Origin of the sequence: Arthrobacter sp. 08Y14, assembly GCF_002929455.1 — a bacterium.
GTDB classification, from domain to species: domain Bacteria; phylum Actinomycetota; class Actinomycetes; order Actinomycetales; family Micrococcaceae; genus Arthrobacter_B; species Arthrobacter_B sunyaminii.
Window position 1 is genome coordinate 562,376 of record NZ_PJIX01000003.1, and the last position, 16,238, is coordinate 578,613.

Below are 16,238 nucleotides of genomic sequence, written 5' to 3' on the forward strand. Positions count from 1 at the left end.
GGAAATCAAGAACCACGTAAGGATTCGTAACGCGCATGAGCATCACCGTCCGGCAGGCCACCGAGGCAGACTTTGACGACATCCGCCGGATCACCCGCGATGCCTATTTGCGCGCCGGGTTTATCGAAGCAGACAACCCCTACGTCAAGGACCTGGAGAACGTTGAGGACCGTGCGGCCAACGCGCTGCTCTGGGTGGCCGAACTGGACGGCAAGGTAGCGGCGTCCACCGCAATCACCTTCGCCGGGCAGCCGTACACCGACATTGCGATTGAGGGCGAGCTGGAATTCCGCATGCTCGCAGTGGACCCTGCCCTCCAGCGCGGCGGTGTCGGCCGCGCCCTGGTGGCCGCCGTCATCGAGTATGCCCGAAGCCTCGACGGTATCCACGCCGTCAGCCTGACCAGCATGACCCCGATGACCAACGCCCACGCCCTGTACAAGTCCATGGGGTTTGAGCGCGTGCCCGAGCGTGACTGGGCCGTGCCCGACGAGGACATCCTCCTCTGGGTCTTCCGCCTGGAGCTCTGACGCCGCCTGCGGGCGACCCGCCACGCGCCCGGGTCCTGAACACGCGGCGTCCGTAGAACAGATAACGGGCTTCCGTCGTCGATTTGAGCCCGTTATCTGTTCTACGGATTGGTCAAGAGGGGAGTTCAGCGATTCAGGCTGCACCCGCGGACCACGGAAAACCGCAGCACCAAACGCCGTAGACTGGGACGGATACCTTTTATCCGAAAAAAGACGCATGGGAGACTCATGTCTGAGATCAATCGTGAGGCTGTGGCGCACCTGGCGCATCTGGCCCACATTGAGATGACCGAGGATGAACTGGCCAAGATGGCCGGCGAACTGGATGTCATTGTTGATTCGATCAAATCCGTAAGCGAAGTTGCCGGTGAGGACATCCCGGCTACCTCCCACCCCATCCCGCTGTTCAATGTGTTCCGCGAGGATGTTGTAGGGCAGACGCTGACCAATGAAGAAGCGCTCTCCGGTGCTCCCGACAATGCGGCCGGCCGTTTCAAGGTCCCTGCCATCCTGGATGAGGAGTAAAGACTTCCATGAATGAACTGATTACTTCGAGCGCTGCCGTCCTGGCAGACAAGCTCGCCGCCGGCGAGGTATCCGCCGTCGAAGTTACACAGGCCCACCTGGATCGGATCTCCGAGGTGGACGGCGCCGTCAACGCCTTCCTCCACGTGAACACCGACGAAGCGCTGCAGGTTGCGGCCGACGTCGACAAGGCCCGCGCCGCCGGTGAATCCCTGCACACCCTGGCCGGCGTGCCCATCGCCATCAAGGACCTCATCGTCACCAAGGGCCAGCCCACCACGGCCGGCTCAAAGATGCTCGAGGGCTGGATGAGCCCGTATGACGCCACGGTGATCACCCGCATCCGTGCCGCACGCATGCCCATGCTCGGCAAGACCAACCTGGACGAATTCGCCATGGGTTCCTCCACGGAGCACTCCGCATTCGGCCCCACCCGCAATCCCTGGGACTTGGACCGCATTCCCGGCGGTTCCGGCGGCGGTTCGGCCGCAGCCGTGGCAGCCTTCGAAGCACCCCTGGCGCTGGGCACCGACACCGGCGGATCCATCCGCCAGCCTGCCGCCGTCACCGGTTCCGTGGGCGTGAAGCCCACCTACGGCGGGGTTTCGCGCTACGGCGCCATTGCCATGGCTTCCTCGCTGGACCAGATCGGCCCGGTATCGCGCACCGTCCTGGACGCTGCCCTGCTGCAGGAAGTCATCGGCGGACACGATCCCCGCGACTCCACCTCGCTGCCGGATCCCGTGGGCAACCTCGTGGAAGCCGCCCGCAACGGCAACGTGGCAGGCATGCGCATCGGCGTCATCAAGGAGCTGCAGGGTGAAGGCTACGAAGCAGGCGTCCTGGCCCGCTTCTCCGAATCCCTGGAACTGCTCAAGGATGCCGGAGCGGAAATCGTTGAGGTTTCCTGCCCCAACTTCAAGTACGCCCTGGGCGCCTACTACCTGATCATGCCGTCCGAGGCTTCCTCGAACCTGGCCAAGTACGACGGCGTCCGGTACGGCCTGCGTGCCCTGCCCGCCGACGGTCCCATGACCATTGAGCGCGTCATGGGCGCCACCCGCGCCGCCGGCTTCGGCGACGAGGTCAAGCGCCGCATCATCCTGGGCACCTACGCCCTGTCCGCCGGGTACTACGACGCCTACTACGGCTCGGCCCAGAAGGTGCGCACCCTGATCCAGCGCGACTTCAACGCCGCGTTTACCCAGGCCGACGTCCTGATTTCCCCCACCTCGCCCAACACGGCGTTCAAGCTGGGGGAGAAGCTGGACGATCCGCTGGCCATGTACCTGAACGACGTTGCCACCATCCCGGCCAACATGGCCGGCGTTCCGGGCATTTCCATCCCCGGCGGCCTGGCCGACGGACTGCCCGTGGGCATCCAGTTCCTGGCTCCGGTCCGCGAAGATGCCCGCCTGTACCGCGCCGGCGCAGCACTCGAGGGCATGCTGGAAAAGAAGTGGGGCGGCCCGCTGCTGGCCTCTGCACCCGTACTCGGAGGAGTGAAGTAATGTCTGTGCACATCCAGGACGACACCCTGTCCTTCGAAGAGGCCATGGAGAAGTACGATCCGGTGCTCGGTTTTGAGGTCCACGTGGAGCTCAGCACCAGCACCAAGATGTTCTCCGATGCGCCCAACGTCTTCGGCGACGAGCCGAACACCAACGTCACCCCCGTGTGCCTGGGCATGCCCGGCGTGCTGCCGGTGGTCAACAAGACCGCCGTGGAGTACTCGATCCTGATCGGCCTGGCGCTGAACTGCAAGATCGCCGAATCCTGCACCTTCGCCCGGAAGCAGTACTTCTACCCGGACACCCCGAAGAACTTCCAGACGTCCCAGTACGAAGATCCCATTGCGTACGACGGCTACCTGGACATCGAACTCGAAGACGGCACCGTGTTCCGCGTCGAAATCGAGCGGGCACACATGGAAGAGGACGCCGGCAAGCTCACCCACATGGGCGGGGCCACCGGCCGCATCCAGGGCGCCGACTTCTCCCTGGTGGATTACAACCGCTCCGGCGTTCCGCTGGTGGAGATTGTCACCAAGCCCATCGAGGGCGCCGGTTCCCGCGCTCCCGAGCTGGCCAAGGCCTACGTGGCCGCGGTGCGCGAAATCGTGAAGAACCTCGGCGTCTCCGACGCCAAGATGGAACGCGGCAACGTGCGCTGCGACGCCAACGTTTCCCTGCGCCCGCACGGCCAGGAAAAGTTCGGCACGCGTTCCGAAACCAAGAACGTGAACTCGCTGCGCGCCGTCGAACGCGCCGTCCGCTTCGAGATCCAGCGCCACGCCGCTGTTCTGGAGTCGGGCAACAAGATTGTCCAGGAAACCCGGCACTGGCACGAGGATACGCGCTCGACGACGTCGGGCCGGCCCAAGTCCGACGCCGATGATTACCGCTACTTCCCGGAGCCGGACCTGGTTCCCGTAGTCACCACGCCGGAATGGATCGAAGAGCTCCGCTCCCGCCTGCCCGAGCCGCCTGCCGAGCGCCGCAAGCGCCTGCAGGCCGACTGGGGCTACTCGGACGCTGAGTTCCGCGACGTGGTCAACGCCGGTGTCATGGACTCCATCGAGGAAACCATTGCCGCCGGTGCCTCCGCGCAGGTGGCCCGCAAATGGTGGATGGGTGAAGTTTCCCGCCGTGCCAAGGAAGCCGAAGTGGAGCCCACCGAGGTGGGCGTGAGTCCGGAACTGATCGTGGAGCTTGACCGCCTGATCCAGGCCGGCAAGATCAACGACAAGCTGGCCCGCCAGGTGCTCGACGGCGTCCTCGCCGGTGAGGGCACCCCGGAGGAAGTCATTGAGGCGCGCGGCCTGGCCGTAGTGTCCGACGACGGCCCCCTGCTTGAAGCCATCGACGCCGCCCTGGCGGCCCAGCCCGACGTTGCGGACAAGATCCGCGGCGGCAAGGTCCAGGCCGTCGGTGCGATTGTTGGCGGCGTCATGAAGGCCACCCGCGGACAGGCCGACGCCGGCCGCGTCCGCGAGCTGATCCTGGAACGCCTCGGCGTGCAGGGCTAACTCGGGCCACCGAGTAAACACCGCATCAACAATAAGCACCGCATAAACGCTGCCGGCCCCGGGACATCCCGGGGCCGGCAGCGTTTAACAGGCCATCGGCGCACTCCAGGGCAGCGTTTATGACCCAGCCGCGAAACAGGGAGACGACCGCCCGGTGCTGACTGTAGGGTTCTGGCATGGCCGATCATCCCGCAGCAGAGATCCACGCAGATGCGGACCTCGTGCGTCAGCTCCTCCGGCAGCAGCACCCCGCGGCAGCGGAGCAGCCGCTGCAGCTGGTCGCCAACGGCTGGGACAACTACATCTTCCGGCTCGGCCCAGACCACGCCGTCCGGCTTCCCAGGCGGCTTTCGGCGGTGCAGCTGACGGCCAACGAGCAGCAGTGGCTCCCCAGTCTCGCCGCTGATCTTCCCGTGGCAACATCTGCTCCGGTCTTTGCCGGCCGCCCCTCCGAGGCATTTCCCTTTCCCTGGAACATCACGCGTTGGTTTGACGGTGCCGAGGTTTCGCTGCAGCCCCGGGACCGCAACGTTGCACTGGCTGCTCCGCTGGCCGGTTTCCTCAACGCCTTCCACCGGCCTGCCCCGCCGGATTACCCCCGGAACCCGGTCCGGGGCGTGCCGCTGGCCACCCGCAACAACGCGGTTCTGGGCCGCCTCGCCAGCGGCATGGTTCCCCACGCCGCCCGGGTCCGGGAGCTGTGGGAGGCCAGCCTCACGCTGCCGGGCTGGCCCGGCCCGAACCTCTGGCTGCACGGTGACCTGCATCCGGCCAACCTCGTGGGCGCTCCGGACGGCGGGCTGCAGGCCGTCATCGATTTCGGAGATCTGACGGCCGGAGACCCTGCCACAGACCTCGCGGCCGCCTGGCTGGTCTTTGACCAACACGGGCGCAGCGCCTTCCGTGCCGCACTGGGCAGCCAGTACGACGCCGATCCGCACGTTTGGGGCAGGGCGCAGGGCTGGGCGGTGTGCATGGCCTCAAACCTGCTGGCCAATTCTGACGATCATCCGGGAATGTATCTCATGGGGTCGGAAACCCTGATGGAAATTCTGACCGATGAGCGGGACTGGGTTTGAAAGCGGCCGAAAAAGCAATGAAGAACATGGGAGACACGGTGGACTGTGACATTTTGGTGGTCGGCGGCGGAATAGCCGGGCTGTCCCTGGCCTCGGCACTGGCAGGCCGAACCGGCGTGCTGGTGGTGGAAGCCGAACCGACACTGGGGTTCCACACCTCCTCCCGCTCCGCCCGCCAGCTCATACCCAGCTACGGGCCCGCAGTCATCCAAGAACTGACCGTACGAACCCTGGCCCTCATCCGGGCACTTGAGGTCCATTTGCCGAAACCTGTCCTCACGGCACGCAGTTTCCTGCTGGTCGGCAGCGAGGAAACCGTACGGGACCGCGCCAGCGGCCACATGCATCCCATTACGCCGGCGCAGATGATGGCGCTGGCCCCTGAACTGAAGCCCGAGCACTTTCCGGCGGCAGGGCTGGACACCACGTCCGTAGGGTGTGACACCGACGCGCTGATGGAATACCACCGCCGGCGGATCCTGGACCGGGGCGGGCGCATCCTGACAGGTTCCCCGGTCCGGGGTGCTCGCTATCAGGCCGGAGGGGACAACTCCGGCCGCTGGGTCACGGAGGCGGGGGAGCAGCACATCACTTCCCGTGTGGTGGTCAACGCCGCCGGTGCCTGGGCTGACGAACTGGCTGCCCTTTACTCAGTCCGGAAGCGCGGACTGCAGCCGTACCGCCGCACGGCCGCCATCGTCGACGTCGAACACCCCCTGCCTGCGGATGCACCCATGGTGGCCGACGCGGATGAGACCTTTTACTACCGCGCGGATGGAAACCGGGTCCTGGTGTCTCCGTCGGAGAGTGTTCCCAGCGAGCCCATGGACGCCCGCCCGCACGCCGAGGACGTTGCCGCGCTGGTTGACCTCGTTAATTCCGTGACGACCCTGGGAATCACGGGGGTTGTGAGGTCCTGGACCGGGCTGCGCACCCAGGCAGCTGACGGGCTTCCCGTGGTGGGGTACGACGACGTTGTTCCCGGATTCTTTTGGCTGGCCGGACAGGGTGGTTACGGCTTTCAAACCTCATCCGGAATGGCGGAAATCGCGGCCGCAATGCTGCAGGGGGAACAGCCGAAAAAGGCCGTCATTGAGGCACTGAGTCCCACCCGCGCCGGACTGTGACCAAAGTCTCATCACTGCTGCGTAACGAATCGGTGCAAGTGAGTGTGTATGGTCATATTCGCGTGCCCGGGTGCCTACAGTTGAAGGATAAAGCCAAGTCGGCTTTCTCTTCTTTTTAGATCCACCTTTTTGCTTGAAAGGTCTGTCCCAGTGTCAGATATTTTGCCGCCACAGCTGGTTGGCGCGCAGCAGAGTTCGCTCTATGTCAAAATCCGAACAACAGTGACCGTTATCTCCGGAGCCTGGCTGATTTTGGCCGTAACGGGGTTTGGATTCTTTTCCGGCGGAACAACATCTCTGGCCTTTTCGCTGATCCTTATGTATGCAACGGGTGCCGCCCTGATTGTAGTGATCGCTGCCATCTACCGGGCCGTTAAAAATTCGGCCATTCGGCGCAGCGAAACCGCGCCCGAGGATACCGCCGCACTGGCCTTCATCGACACCACCCGCTCCGCAGCGGACGAGCTCCTCGCCGCACTGCGTCCGGCGCCTCCGACCGGCCGGGCCTATGATCCCGCCGCCCGCACCGTTGGGCCGGCTGTGTCGATGATCGAAGCCGTGGCCGCGGCGCGTGCGGCTGCGAACGCAGCAGCGGTTGCTTTGACTTCCACTCCGGCTGAAGCAAACCGGACGGATCGTCCGGCCAAGAAGGATCAGGCACCTGCAGCGAAGACGGCTACGGCCGCGCCTGCGGCAAAGCCGGCCCCAGCCAAGAAGCCGACCGCCGCGAAATCAGCGGTCAAGACACCTGCGGCGAAGCCGGCGGCAGCCAAGAAGCCTTCCGCTAAAACCGCGGCCAAGCCAAGCGCAGTAAAGACCACTGCCGGCAAGGTGCCCGGCAAGCAGCCGGCAGGGGCCAAGACTCCTGCTAAGACCCCGGCCAAGACTCCGACCAAGGGCGCCGTCAAGGGTTCGGGCAACGGGGCCGCCAAGAAAGAGCAGCCGCGGGCCGGTGCCGTGCAGCCGAAGAAGAAGACCGCTCCGGGAATCTCCGCCAATGCAGCATCCCCTGCCTGTGCCTCACCGGCCAAGGGCCAGCGGCCTGCACTGGTGCTGGCGTCCAGCAATCCCGTTCCCCAGGCAGTACGAAAAGTGCATGAGGCACTGACACGGCAAAAAGCCTCCTGACCTGCGCAGTTGCGGATCTTCCGACATTCAGGGAGTTGCCAGCTTTCCTCCAGTTCGTGCCCAGTCAGGGGGGTTAACGTAGTTAATACCTCATAAGGGTGCGAGTGATGAATGGATAGAGTAGTGACCTATCCGGCGCCGGCAGACCAGGGTTGTTCCCCCCAACCAACCCAAGGTCTGCCGGCGCTTTTCTTTGTCCAAACTGCTGGCCATCCCGCCATGGCGGTCACTCAGTTCGGAAGGCCCCGAATTCACCCGTCGCTTCGGACCAGGAATCCTGCACAGTGCTCACTGTTCCGGGAGCAGCCGGAGAATTCAGCCACTGCAGCAGCTCCTCCAAAGCCGGGCCGGCTCCCTCTGCGACCACCAGGACTGATCCGTCGCTGCGGTTGGCGGCCAGGCCGGTGAGCCCGAGGCGGACTGCCTGCTGCAGGGTCCGGTAGCGGAACCCCACCGCCTGGACTTCTCCGGTGATCCGGGCGGTTAACCGGCGGGCAGGGACGGGAGCATCCGTAGGTGTCATGGGCTTAGAGTAACGGCGTGTCCAGCACGGAGTCAGCAGCAGCGAGCAGGGAACCGTCCGCCACGGCCACCCTGCAGGCCTCGATCTCCGGCGCCAGGTACCGGTCCGGACCCGGCCCCGGCACCACTTCACGCAGGGCAGCCCGCACCGCGGTAACCGCCGGCGCACTGCGGGAGGTGGAAACACCGCCGTCGCGCATGTCCAGTGCCCGGGCTGCGGTCAGCACCTCGATGGCCAGGACCCGCGTCAGTCCGTCAATTGCGCGGCGCAGCTTCAGTCCCGCCGCCCAGCCCATGGAGACATGGTCTTCCTGCATTGCCGATGAGGGAATGGAATCCACCGACGCCGGAACGGCCAGCCGCTTCAGCTCGGAAACGATCCCGGCCTGCGTGTACTGGGCAATCATGTGCCCGGAATCGACTCCCGGGTCAAAGGCCAGGAACGCGTTGAGGCCGTGGCTGCGGGAGCGGTCCAGGAAACGGTCGGTGCGCCGTTCGCTCATGGAGGCAATGTCGGCGACGGCGACGGCGAGGAAATCCAGCACGTAGCCTACCGGTGCACCGTGGAAATTGCCGTTGGATTCCAGCCGCCCGTCCAGGGTCACCACCGGATTGTCGATGGCCGAGGCCCGCTCACATTCTGCAACATTCTCGGCATGCTGCAGGGTGGACCGGGCAGCGCCGTGGACGGAGGGAACGCAGCGCAGTGAGTAGGCGTCCTGCACGCGGGTGAAGCCGCCGGTTTTTTGTTCCTCGATCAGAGCCGATCCGGCCAGAACGGCCCGGATGTTCGCAGCGGATTCGGCCTGTCCGGGCTGCGGCCGCAGTGCCTGCAGATCCGCGGCAAACACCGCGTCGCTGCCCAGCAGTCCTTCAACGCTCATAGCTGCTGCCAGGTCCGCGGTGGACAGCAGCAGGTGCAGGTCAGCGATGGCCAGCGTGAGCATGCCCAGCATGCCGTCGGTGCCGTTGATCAGGGCCAGGCCCTCCTTCTCCTGCAGCTCCAGCGGTTCCAGCCCGGCTGCCGCCAGGGCCGCTGCGGCCGGCACCCGCTCGCCGTCGGCGGTCCGGACCTCGCCTTCGCCCATCAGGGCCAGCGCACAGTGGGAGAGGGGAGCCAGGTCCCCTGAGCAGCCCAGTGAACCGTACTCGCCCACCACCGGAGTAATGCCGGCATTGAGCAGCCCGGCATACGCGAGGGCCACCTGGGGGCGAACACCGGTGCGGCCGGTGGCGAGGGTGGACAGCCGGTTCAGCATCAGCGCCCGCACTACCTCCGTGTCCACTTCCGCACCCGACGACGCCGCATGGCTGCGGATCAGTGAACGCTGCAGCTGCCTGCGCTGTTCGGGGACGATCTGCTTCACCGCGAGGGCCCCGAAGCCGGTCGAAACCCCATAGTGGGGCTTATCGTCGGCAGCGAGTTCCTCGATGACCGTGCGTGAGGCTGTCATGGCGGTGACTGCCTCGGCTGCCAGCGTGACGGCGGCGCCGTGCCGGGCTACGGCAACGATGTCCTCCGCCGCCAGGGCGCCGGTTCCCAGCTCGATGGTTGTACGGGGGTTCTGCAGGGTTTCCATGTCCTTATCTGAGCATGGGAACGGCAGGGGTCCTAGCGGGGCGCCGATTCCCTGTCTGGGATTCCAGACACTGCACTAGACTCTGCACATGCCAGAGAGCTATTTCCGGGTTCAGGTTCCCGCTGCTGCACAAGTCCTGTCGATCCTGCGGTATTTGGGAACGCAGGCCGGCCCCGTCAGCGCCACCGCCGTTTCCCGGGACCTCTCCCTGCCGCGGTCCACCACCTACCACCTGCTTGCCGCCCTGGTTGCCGACGGGTTTGCCGTCCATTTGCCGGAGGAGCGCAAATACGCCCTCGGTGCGACAGCCCATGAATTCGGCACCGGCTACGCGCGGCAGGCTCCGCTGCAGCGCATTGGCCGGTTTCCGCTGCGAAAGCTGGTAACCCGGGCATGCCTGACCGCGCACCTGGCAGTCCTGCAGGGCACTGACGTGATTTACGTGATTGAGGAACGGGCACCGAAGCAGCTGCCCCTGGTGACCGACGCCGGCATCCGGCTTCCGGCCCACCGCACCGCCAGCGGGCGGGCCATGCTGGCCCAAATGACGGACGCGCAACTGCGGGCACTCTACCCGGATTCAGAGACTCTGCGCTCCGGCCGCATCGGAGGTGCCGCCCTGACCGGCCTCCTGGCACAGGTGCGTGAACGCGGTTATGCCTGGGAGGAAAACGAAGTAACGGAAGGCTTTTCCTCAATCGCCGTGCCCGTCCTGGACCGCTCCGGCCGAGCGGTTGCCAGTGTCACGCTCACAGCGCCAAACCGATTGTCAGCCGATTCAGCCGGTCCTGCCGCCCTGCAGGGGATCCCTGCCTTTGCAGCCGACCAGTTGACCGGCGTCTCCCGGTGCGCCGCCGAAATCTCCCGCCGGCTGGGCGCCCAGACGTCCCAGCCTCCGATGCCGCTGCAACCTTCCTGATCACCTGTTGTCTGGAATCCCAGACGCCCCGAAAATCCTCTGCGGACGGACCGGAACCCTCAGCTACCGTCTGGTCATGGCTACCATTTCCGATTCTTCCCGCAGCATCCGGTCCCCCCGCGGCACTTCCCTGACAGCTAAGAGCTGGCAGACGGAAGCGCCCCTGCGGATGCTCATGAACAACCTGGACCCGGAAGTTGCCGAGCGGCCGGAGGATCTGGTCGTCTATGGCGGAACCGGCCGGGCTGCGCGCAGCTGGGAGGCGTACGACGCGATCGTCCGCACCCTTTCCACGCTGGCCGACGACGAGACCCTGCTGGTCCAGTCCGGCAAACCCGTGGGCGTCTTCCGGACCCACGAGTGGGCGCCGCGGGTGCTGCTGGCCAACTCAAACCTGGTGGGGGACTGGGCCACCTGGCCCGAGTTCCGCCGGCTGGAGGCCGAAGGGCTGATGATGTACGGCCAGATGACGGCCGGATCCTGGATCTACATCGGCACACAGGGTATCCTCCAGGGCACCTACGAGACCTTCGGCGCCGTTGCCCGGAAGCTCTTTCACGATGAAAACGCCACCCTCGCCGGCACGTTGACCCTCACCGGCGGCTGCGGCGGCATGGGCGGTGCGCAGCCGCTGGCCGTGACGCTGAACGGGGGCGCGGTGCTGATCGTCGACGTCGACGAATCCCGCCTGCGCCGCCGCGAGGGCAAACGCTACCTGCAGGAGGTCGAAACGGACCTGGACACCGCCGTCGCCAAGGTCATGGCCGCCAAGGCCGAGAAGCGGGCGCTGTCGGTGGGACTGGTGGGCAACGCCGCCGGGGTCTTCGAGGAACTGCTGCGCCGCCAGCTCGCCGGGGACATCAGCGTGGACATTGTCACGGACCAGACCTCAGCCCACGACCCGCTGAGTTACCTGCCGGCAGGCATTCCTATGGAGCGCTGGGCCGCCGAGTCCACCGCCGACCCCGAAGGTTTCACGAAGAAGGCCCGCGAATCCATGGCCCGCCAGGTGGCGGCCATGGTGGGCTTCCAGGACGCCGGGGCCGAGGTCTTTGACTACGGCAACTCCATCCGCGACGAAGCACGCCAGGGCGGCTACGGGCGGGCGTTCGAGTTCCCGGGGTTTGTTCCCGCCTACATCCGGCCGCTCTTCTGTGAAGGCATGGGCCCCTTCCGCTGGGTGGCGCTTTCCGGCGATCCGAAGGACATTGCGGTCACGGATGCGGCCATGAAGGACCTCTTTCCGGAGAACATGCGCCTGCACCGCTGGCTCGACGCCGCGGCGGAGCATGTTGAGTTTGAAGGCCTGCCGGCCCGCATCTGCTGGCTGGGCTACGGCGACCGGGCCAAGGCCGGGCTGCTGTTCAACTCGCTCGTCGCGGAGGGCAGGGTCAGCGCACCGATTGTCATTGGCCGCGACCATCTGGATTCCGGCTCGGTGGCCTCACCGTACCGGGAGACCGAAGCCATGGCCGACGGCTCCGACGCCGTCGCCGACTGGCCCCTGCTCAACGCGATGCTGAACACCGCCTCAGGTGCCACCTGGGTTTCCATCCACCACGGCGGGGGCGTGGGCATCGGCCGCTCCATCCATGCCGGCCAGGTGTCGGTGGCCGACGGAACCGAGCTGGCCGCCCGGAAGCTGGAGCGGCTCCTGACCAATGATCCGGGCACCGGCGTCATCCGCCACGTCGACGCCGGATATGAGCGCGCCTCCGACGTCGCCGCCGAGCGCGGTGTCCGTATCCCGATGGCAGAGTAGATCCATGGACCTGTCACCTGCTTCGCCCGTTGCTTCGCCCCTTAAAGCTCTGATGGCCGCCATTGAGGACACCGGACGCGATGAGCGCCGCGGCGGATACTCCCGCCCGGTGTACTCCGCCGCGGAACGAGACCTGCGTGAATGGTTCACGGCCGAAGCGCTTCGGCGCGGGCTGGCCGTGGAAACGGATGCCAACGGCATTCTGTGGGCCTGGTGGGACCTGCCCGGAGCTTCTGCAGCGGGGATCGACGCGACGTCCGGGGTACCGGAGCGCCGCGGCGCGCTGGTCACCGGCTCCCACCTGGACTCCGTGCCCGGCGGGGGTGCCTTCGACGGACCCCTTGGCGTGGCCGGTGCCCTGGCGGCAGTGGATCTGCTGCAGGCCCGGGAAAGGGAAGGGGGCCTGGTCCGCAACCGGGCCCTCGCCGTCGCGGTGTTCCCGGAAGAGGAAGGTTCGCGCTTCGGCGTCGCCTGCCTCGGCTCCCGGCTGCTGGCCGGAGCGATCGACCCGGCTAAAGCCCTGTCCCTGCGGGACGCGGACGGCAACACCTTTGCCGACGTCGCCCGCGCCAACGGACTGGACCCGGAGCTGATGGGACGCGATGATGCGGTGCTGAGCCGCATCGGCGACTTTGTGGAACTGCATGTGGAGCAGGGGCGCGGCCTGAACACCGAGGAGTTCATGGATGCGGCCGGGCGCGGTCCGGCCGTGGCCGTGGGAGGATCCGTGCTGGGCCACGGGCGGTGGCGCTTCACCATCGCCGGGCAGGGAAACCACGCCGGAACCACCCTGATGGCGGACCGCGCCGATCCCATGGTCGCCGCCGCCCAGCTGATCGTGGCCGTGCGGCAGACCGCAGCAGCCCAGCAGGGGGCCCGCGCCACGGTCGGCCGGCTGGAACCGGTTCCCGGCGGCACCAACGTCATCGCCTCCCGGGTGGACCTCTGGCTGGATGTCCGCCACCCCGAGGACGCGGTTACCGCTGCCCTGGTGCAGAAGATCCACGGCCAGGCCCAGAGGATCGCCGCGATGGAGGGCTGCACAGTCCGCCTGACCGAGGAATCCTATTCCGGCACCGTCCATTTTGACGCCGCCCTTCAGCGCTCACTCGAGCAATCAGTGGCTCGAACCGTGCCAGGCGCCCCCGTCCTGGCAACCGGCGCCGGGCATGACGCCGGAGTGCTGGCGGCTCGGGTGCCCACCGGCATGCTGTTTGTCCGCAATCCCTCGGGAATCAGCCACTCGCCGGAGGAGTATGTGGAGGATGCCGACGCCGAGCTCGGCGTTGCCGCGCTCGCCGATGCCCTGCAGGACCTGCTGTGAGCATCCCGGAGCGGCAGGAATCCTTCTGGTGCGAGCAAGCCTGGGTGAACGGCACGGTTGCCGCCGGTGTCCGGGTGGAGATTGATCCCGCGGGCACGGTGACGGGAACCGAAACCGGCGTGCCGGCCAGGGAAGGGGACTGCCGGCTGCCCGGCGTGACGTTCCCGGCGGCGTCCAACGCGCACTCCCATGCCTTCCACCGGATCCTGCGCGGACGCACGCACGCCGCCGGCACCGGCAGCTTCTGGACCTGGCGTGAGCAGATGTACGAGGTAGCCGCTGCCCTGACTCCGGAACTGTATGAGCAGCTTGCCACTGCGGTGTTCGCGGAAATGGTGGTCACCGGATGGACCTCCGTGGCCGAGTTCCACTATGTCCACCATCAGCCGGACGGCAGCGCCTATCCGCAGGAGCACGCCATGGAACGGGCGCTGGCGCGGGCCGCCGTTGCCGCCGGCATCCGCCTGACCCTGCTGGACACCTGCTACCTGGCCGGCGGATTTGGTGCCCCGCTCACGCAGGGACAGCTGCGCTTCGGGGACCGCGACGGCGCCGCCTGGCTGCAGCGGCTGGCCTCCCTGCGTGCTGCGTTTGCCGAGGAGTTCGATCCGGCGCAGGTCAGCGTGGGAGCGGCCCTGCACTCTGTGCGCGGGGTGCCGGAGGAGGAGCTGGAGCTGATCGCCCGGAAACTCCCCGCAGACCTGCCGCTGCACATCCATCTCTCCGAACAGCCCGCCGAGAATGCGGCCTGCCGGGAAGCCACCGGACTCACGCCGGCCCTGCTGCTGGCCAAGCACGGCCTGGTGACCCGGCGGCTCTCAGCGGTTCACGCCACCCATCTGAGTGAAGAAGACATCGGCGTTCTGGGAGCTGCCGGGGCAACTGTGGTGATGTGCCCCACCACGGAGGCGGATCTGGCTGACGGCATCGGTCCGGCGGCACAATTGCGGGCCGCCGGCGCCCGGATAGCGCTGGGCACTGATCAGCACGCCGTCGTCGATCCCTGGCTGGAGATGCGGGCGCTGGAACACGGTGAACGCCTCCGCTCCGGGGAACGCGGCCGGTTTAGCCCGGCGGACCTGCATGCGGCGGCGTCGGCTGCCGGAACGGATGCCCAGGGGCGTCCGGCTCCCGGGTTGTCCCCGGGGAACAGCTGCGATCTAATGTCAGTGGATCCCGAAACTCTTCGGACGGCCGGCTCGCGCCCCGGGCAGCTGGCTCTTTCCGCCACAGCCTCGGATGTCCACACCGTGGTCGTCGGCGGACGCATCCTGGCCCGCCACGGCCGGCATGCCGTACTGGGCGATCCGGCGGAGCTGCTGTCGGCCGCCGTCGCCGCCGTGGACGGGAAGAACCCGCCGCTGCCAGCCTCCACCATGTCCGCCTGCACGATGCCAGCCACGACGACGGAAGACCCATGAGCACATCCACCGCACGCAGCACCCCGGTATCCACCCTGATCACCAACATTGGCGAGCTTTCGACCCAAGATGAAACCTGCGGCACCGGATCAGTGCTGCAGGATGCGGCTGTGGTGTTTGAGGGCGAACGGATCAGCTGGATCGGTGCGGCTTCCGACGCGCCTGCCGCTGATGAGATGATTGACGCCGGCGGGCGGGCGGGACTGCCGGGCTGGGTGGATTCGCATACCCATCTGGTCTTTGCCGGGGACCGCGGCGCGGAGTTCGAAGCCCGGATGGCGGGGGAGTCCTACGCTGCCGGCGGCATAGCCGTCACCACCGATGCCACCCGGGCTGCCTCGGATTATGACCTGACCCGGCTTCTGCTCGCACGTGTTGCCGAGGCGGCGGCCGGCGGCACCACCTATCTTGAGACCAAAACCGGGTACGGGCTAAACGTGGAGGAAGAGCGGCGGCACGCGCGCATTGCCTCCACCGTGGCGAACCAGGTGACCTACCTCGGGGCACACCTGGTGCCGGCCGGCTCCGACGCGGACGACTACACGGACCTGGTGTGCACCGAGATGCTCGAAGCGGTGCTGCCGTATGTGCAGTGGGCCGACGTCTTTTGCGAAGAGGGCGCCTTCACCGAGGACCAGTCACGGCGCGTGCTGAAAGCCTGCCGCGACGCCGGCCTGGGGCTGCGGGTGCACGGCAACCAGCTGGGCCACGGCGCCGGCGTGCGCCTGGCCGTGGAGTTTGGTGCGGCCAGCGTCGACCACGTGAACCACCTGACCGCCGACGACATTGACGCCCTCGCCGGCACCTGGAAGGAATGGAACGCGGACGGAACGGATGCAGCCGCCCGGGTGGCAGGAACCGTGGCCACCTGCCTGCCCGCCTGCGACCTGTCCACCCGGGCGCTGCTGGCTCCGGCGCGGAAACTGCTGGATGCCGGAGTCCAGGTGGCGCTGGCGTCCAACTGCAACCCCGGGACGTCCTACACCAGTTCCATGAACTTCTGTGTGGCGACGGCGGTGCTGCAGATGGGCCTCACGGTTCAGGAAGCACTGCGGGCTGCGACGTTCGGCGGCGCGCTGGCCCTGCGCGTGCACACCGGCGAGGACCGGGACGGGCAGCGGGCAGTGGGGTCGCTCGCCGTCGGGCACCGTGCGGACCTGCAGCTGCTCAACGCTCCCTCGGCTGCGCATCTGGCCTACCGGCCCGGCATGCCGCTGACCGGTGCCGTGTGGCGGGCCGGACAACAGCTGAGGTTGCCTGCCCGGTAGGCGGTCCGCAGTCCGGAACCGTGTG

At 66.9% G+C, this 16,238-nt stretch carries 14 protein-coding genes; 12 read left to right on the forward strand and 2 right to left on the reverse strand.

Features of this window, described 5'->3' with window-relative positions; genetic code table 11:
* Positions 1-35: 35 nt before the first annotated feature.
* The 7 genes from CXR03_RS14925 (at position 36) to CXR03_RS14955 (ending at position 7,417) form a co-directional block, all read left to right on the forward strand.
* The gene (locus tag CXR03_RS14925; RefSeq protein ID WP_104104514.1) at positions 36-530 is read left to right on the forward strand and encodes a GNAT family N-acetyltransferase; all 495 of its coding nucleotides are present in this window, start codon (positions 36-38) and stop codon (positions 528-530) included.
* A gap of 228 nt (positions 531-758) precedes the next feature.
* Complete coding sequence (gene gatC, locus CXR03_RS14930; RefSeq protein WP_104055298.1) at positions 759-1,055, forward strand: Asp-tRNA(Asn)/Glu-tRNA(Gln) amidotransferase subunit GatC; 297 nt, start codon at positions 759-761, stop codon at positions 1,053-1,055.
* A gap of 8 nt (positions 1,056-1,063) precedes the next feature.
* Positions 1,064-2,566 (forward strand): Asp-tRNA(Asn)/Glu-tRNA(Gln) amidotransferase subunit GatA, encoded by a 1,503-nt coding sequence (gatA, locus tag CXR03_RS14935; protein ID WP_104104515.1) that lies wholly within the window; start codon positions 1,064-1,066, stop codon positions 2,564-2,566.
* On the forward strand, positions 2,566-4,083 hold the full coding sequence (gene gatB / locus CXR03_RS14940) for an Asp-tRNA(Asn)/Glu-tRNA(Gln) amidotransferase subunit GatB (RefSeq protein WP_104104516.1): 1,518 nt from the start codon (positions 2,566-2,568) through the stop codon (positions 4,081-4,083). The genes gatA and gatB overlap by 1 nt, the downstream gene beginning before the upstream one ends.
* A gap of 176 nt (positions 4,084-4,259) precedes the next feature.
* Positions 4,260-5,162, forward strand: coding sequence for an aminoglycoside phosphotransferase family protein (locus CXR03_RS14945; protein WP_104104517.1), 903 nt, complete (start codon positions 4,260-4,262; stop codon positions 5,160-5,162).
* Positions 5,163-5,179: 17 nt separating this feature from the next.
* Positions 5,180-6,289, forward strand: a complete 1,110-nt coding sequence (locus CXR03_RS14950; protein ID WP_258073672.1) for an FAD-binding oxidoreductase — start codon at positions 5,180-5,182, stop codon at positions 6,287-6,289.
* Between the two features lie 222 nt (positions 6,290-6,511).
* Complete coding sequence (locus CXR03_RS14955) at positions 6,512-7,417, forward strand: hypothetical protein (RefSeq protein ID WP_181034632.1); 906 nt, start codon at positions 6,512-6,514, stop codon at positions 7,415-7,417.
* A gap of 226 nt (positions 7,418-7,643) precedes the next feature.
* Here CXR03_RS14955 and CXR03_RS14960 read toward each other — a convergent pair whose 3' ends face one another.
* Both CXR03_RS14960 and hutH read right to left on the reverse strand, forming a co-directional pair.
* Positions 7,644-7,940 carry an acylphosphatase gene (locus CXR03_RS14960; RefSeq protein ID WP_104104519.1) on the reverse strand — a complete coding sequence of 99 codons (297 nt, stop codon included), beginning with the start codon at positions 7,938-7,940 and terminating at the stop codon, positions 7,644-7,646.
* A 4-nt stretch (positions 7,941-7,944) separates the two neighbouring features.
* Positions 7,945-9,519 (reverse strand): histidine ammonia-lyase, encoded by a 1,575-nt coding sequence (hutH, locus tag CXR03_RS14965; protein ID WP_104104520.1) that lies wholly within the window; start codon positions 9,517-9,519, stop codon positions 7,945-7,947.
* 88 nt (positions 9,520-9,607) lie between these two features.
* Here hutH and CXR03_RS14970 point away from each other — a divergent pair, with 88 nt between their 5' ends.
* The 5 genes from CXR03_RS14970 to hutI all read left to right on the forward strand — a co-directional run bounded on the left by CXR03_RS14970 (position 9,608) and on the right by hutI (position 16,213).
* Positions 9,608-10,438, forward strand: coding sequence for an IclR family transcriptional regulator (locus CXR03_RS14970; protein ID WP_104104521.1), 831 nt, complete (start codon positions 9,608-9,610; stop codon positions 10,436-10,438).
* Between the two features lie 76 nt (positions 10,439-10,514).
* Positions 10,515-12,200, forward strand: a complete 1,686-nt coding sequence (locus tag CXR03_RS14975) for a urocanate hydratase (RefSeq protein ID WP_104104522.1) — start codon at positions 10,515-10,517, stop codon at positions 12,198-12,200.
* Between the two features lie 4 nt (positions 12,201-12,204).
* Entirely contained in the window at positions 12,205-13,524 is a 1,320-nt protein-coding gene (locus CXR03_RS14980; RefSeq protein WP_258073673.1) for an allantoate amidohydrolase, read from the forward strand.
* The gene (locus CXR03_RS14985; RefSeq protein ID WP_258073674.1) at positions 13,521-14,945 is read left to right on the forward strand and encodes a formimidoylglutamate deiminase; all 1,425 of its coding nucleotides are present in this window, start codon (positions 13,521-13,523) and stop codon (positions 14,943-14,945) included. The genes CXR03_RS14980 and CXR03_RS14985 overlap by 4 nt, the downstream gene beginning before the upstream one ends.
* A complete protein-coding gene (hutI, locus tag CXR03_RS14990) occupies positions 14,942-16,213 on the forward strand; it encodes an imidazolonepropionase (protein ID WP_104104524.1) in 1,272 nt (423 codons plus the stop codon). Before CXR03_RS14985 ends, hutI begins: the two co-directional genes overlap by 4 nt.
* The last annotated feature ends 25 nt before the right edge of the window (positions 16,214-16,238 follow it).

Bases quoted from the DNA above. Each gene is read 5' to 3' on its own strand.
- CXR03_RS14925 (WP_104104514.1), top strand. From the start codon at position 36: ATGAGCATCACCGTCCGGCAGGCCACCGAGGCAGACTTTGACGACATC.
- gatC (WP_104055298.1), top strand. From the start codon at position 759: ATGTCTGAGATCAATCGTGAGGCTGTGGCGCACCTGGCGCATCTGGCC.
- gatA (WP_104104515.1), top strand. From the start codon at position 1,064: ATGAATGAACTGATTACTTCGAGCGCTGCCGTCCTGGCAGACAAGCTC.
- gatB (WP_104104516.1), top strand. From the start codon at position 2,566: ATGTCTGTGCACATCCAGGACGACACCCTGTCCTTCGAAGAGGCCATG.
- CXR03_RS14945 (WP_104104517.1), top strand. From the start codon at position 4,260: ATGGCCGATCATCCCGCAGCAGAGATCCACGCAGATGCGGACCTCGTG.
- CXR03_RS14950 (WP_258073672.1), top strand. From the start codon at position 5,180: ATGAAGAACATGGGAGACACGGTGGACTGTGACATTTTGGTGGTCGGC.
- CXR03_RS14960 (WP_104104519.1), bottom strand. From the start codon at position 7,940: ATGACACCTACGGATGCTCCCGTCCCTGCCCGCCGGTTAACCGCCCGG.
- hutH (WP_104104520.1), bottom strand. From the start codon at position 9,519: ATGGAAACCCTGCAGAACCCCCGTACAACCATCGAGCTGGGAACCGGC.
- CXR03_RS14970 (WP_104104521.1), top strand. From the start codon at position 9,608: ATGCCAGAGAGCTATTTCCGGGTTCAGGTTCCCGCTGCTGCACAAGTC.
- CXR03_RS14975 (WP_104104522.1), top strand. From the start codon at position 10,515: ATGGCTACCATTTCCGATTCTTCCCGCAGCATCCGGTCCCCCCGCGGC.
- CXR03_RS14980 (WP_258073673.1), top strand. From the start codon at position 12,205: ATGGACCTGTCACCTGCTTCGCCCGTTGCTTCGCCCCTTAAAGCTCTG.
- hutI (WP_104104524.1), top strand. From the start codon at position 14,942: ATGAGCACATCCACCGCACGCAGCACCCCGGTATCCACCCTGATCACC.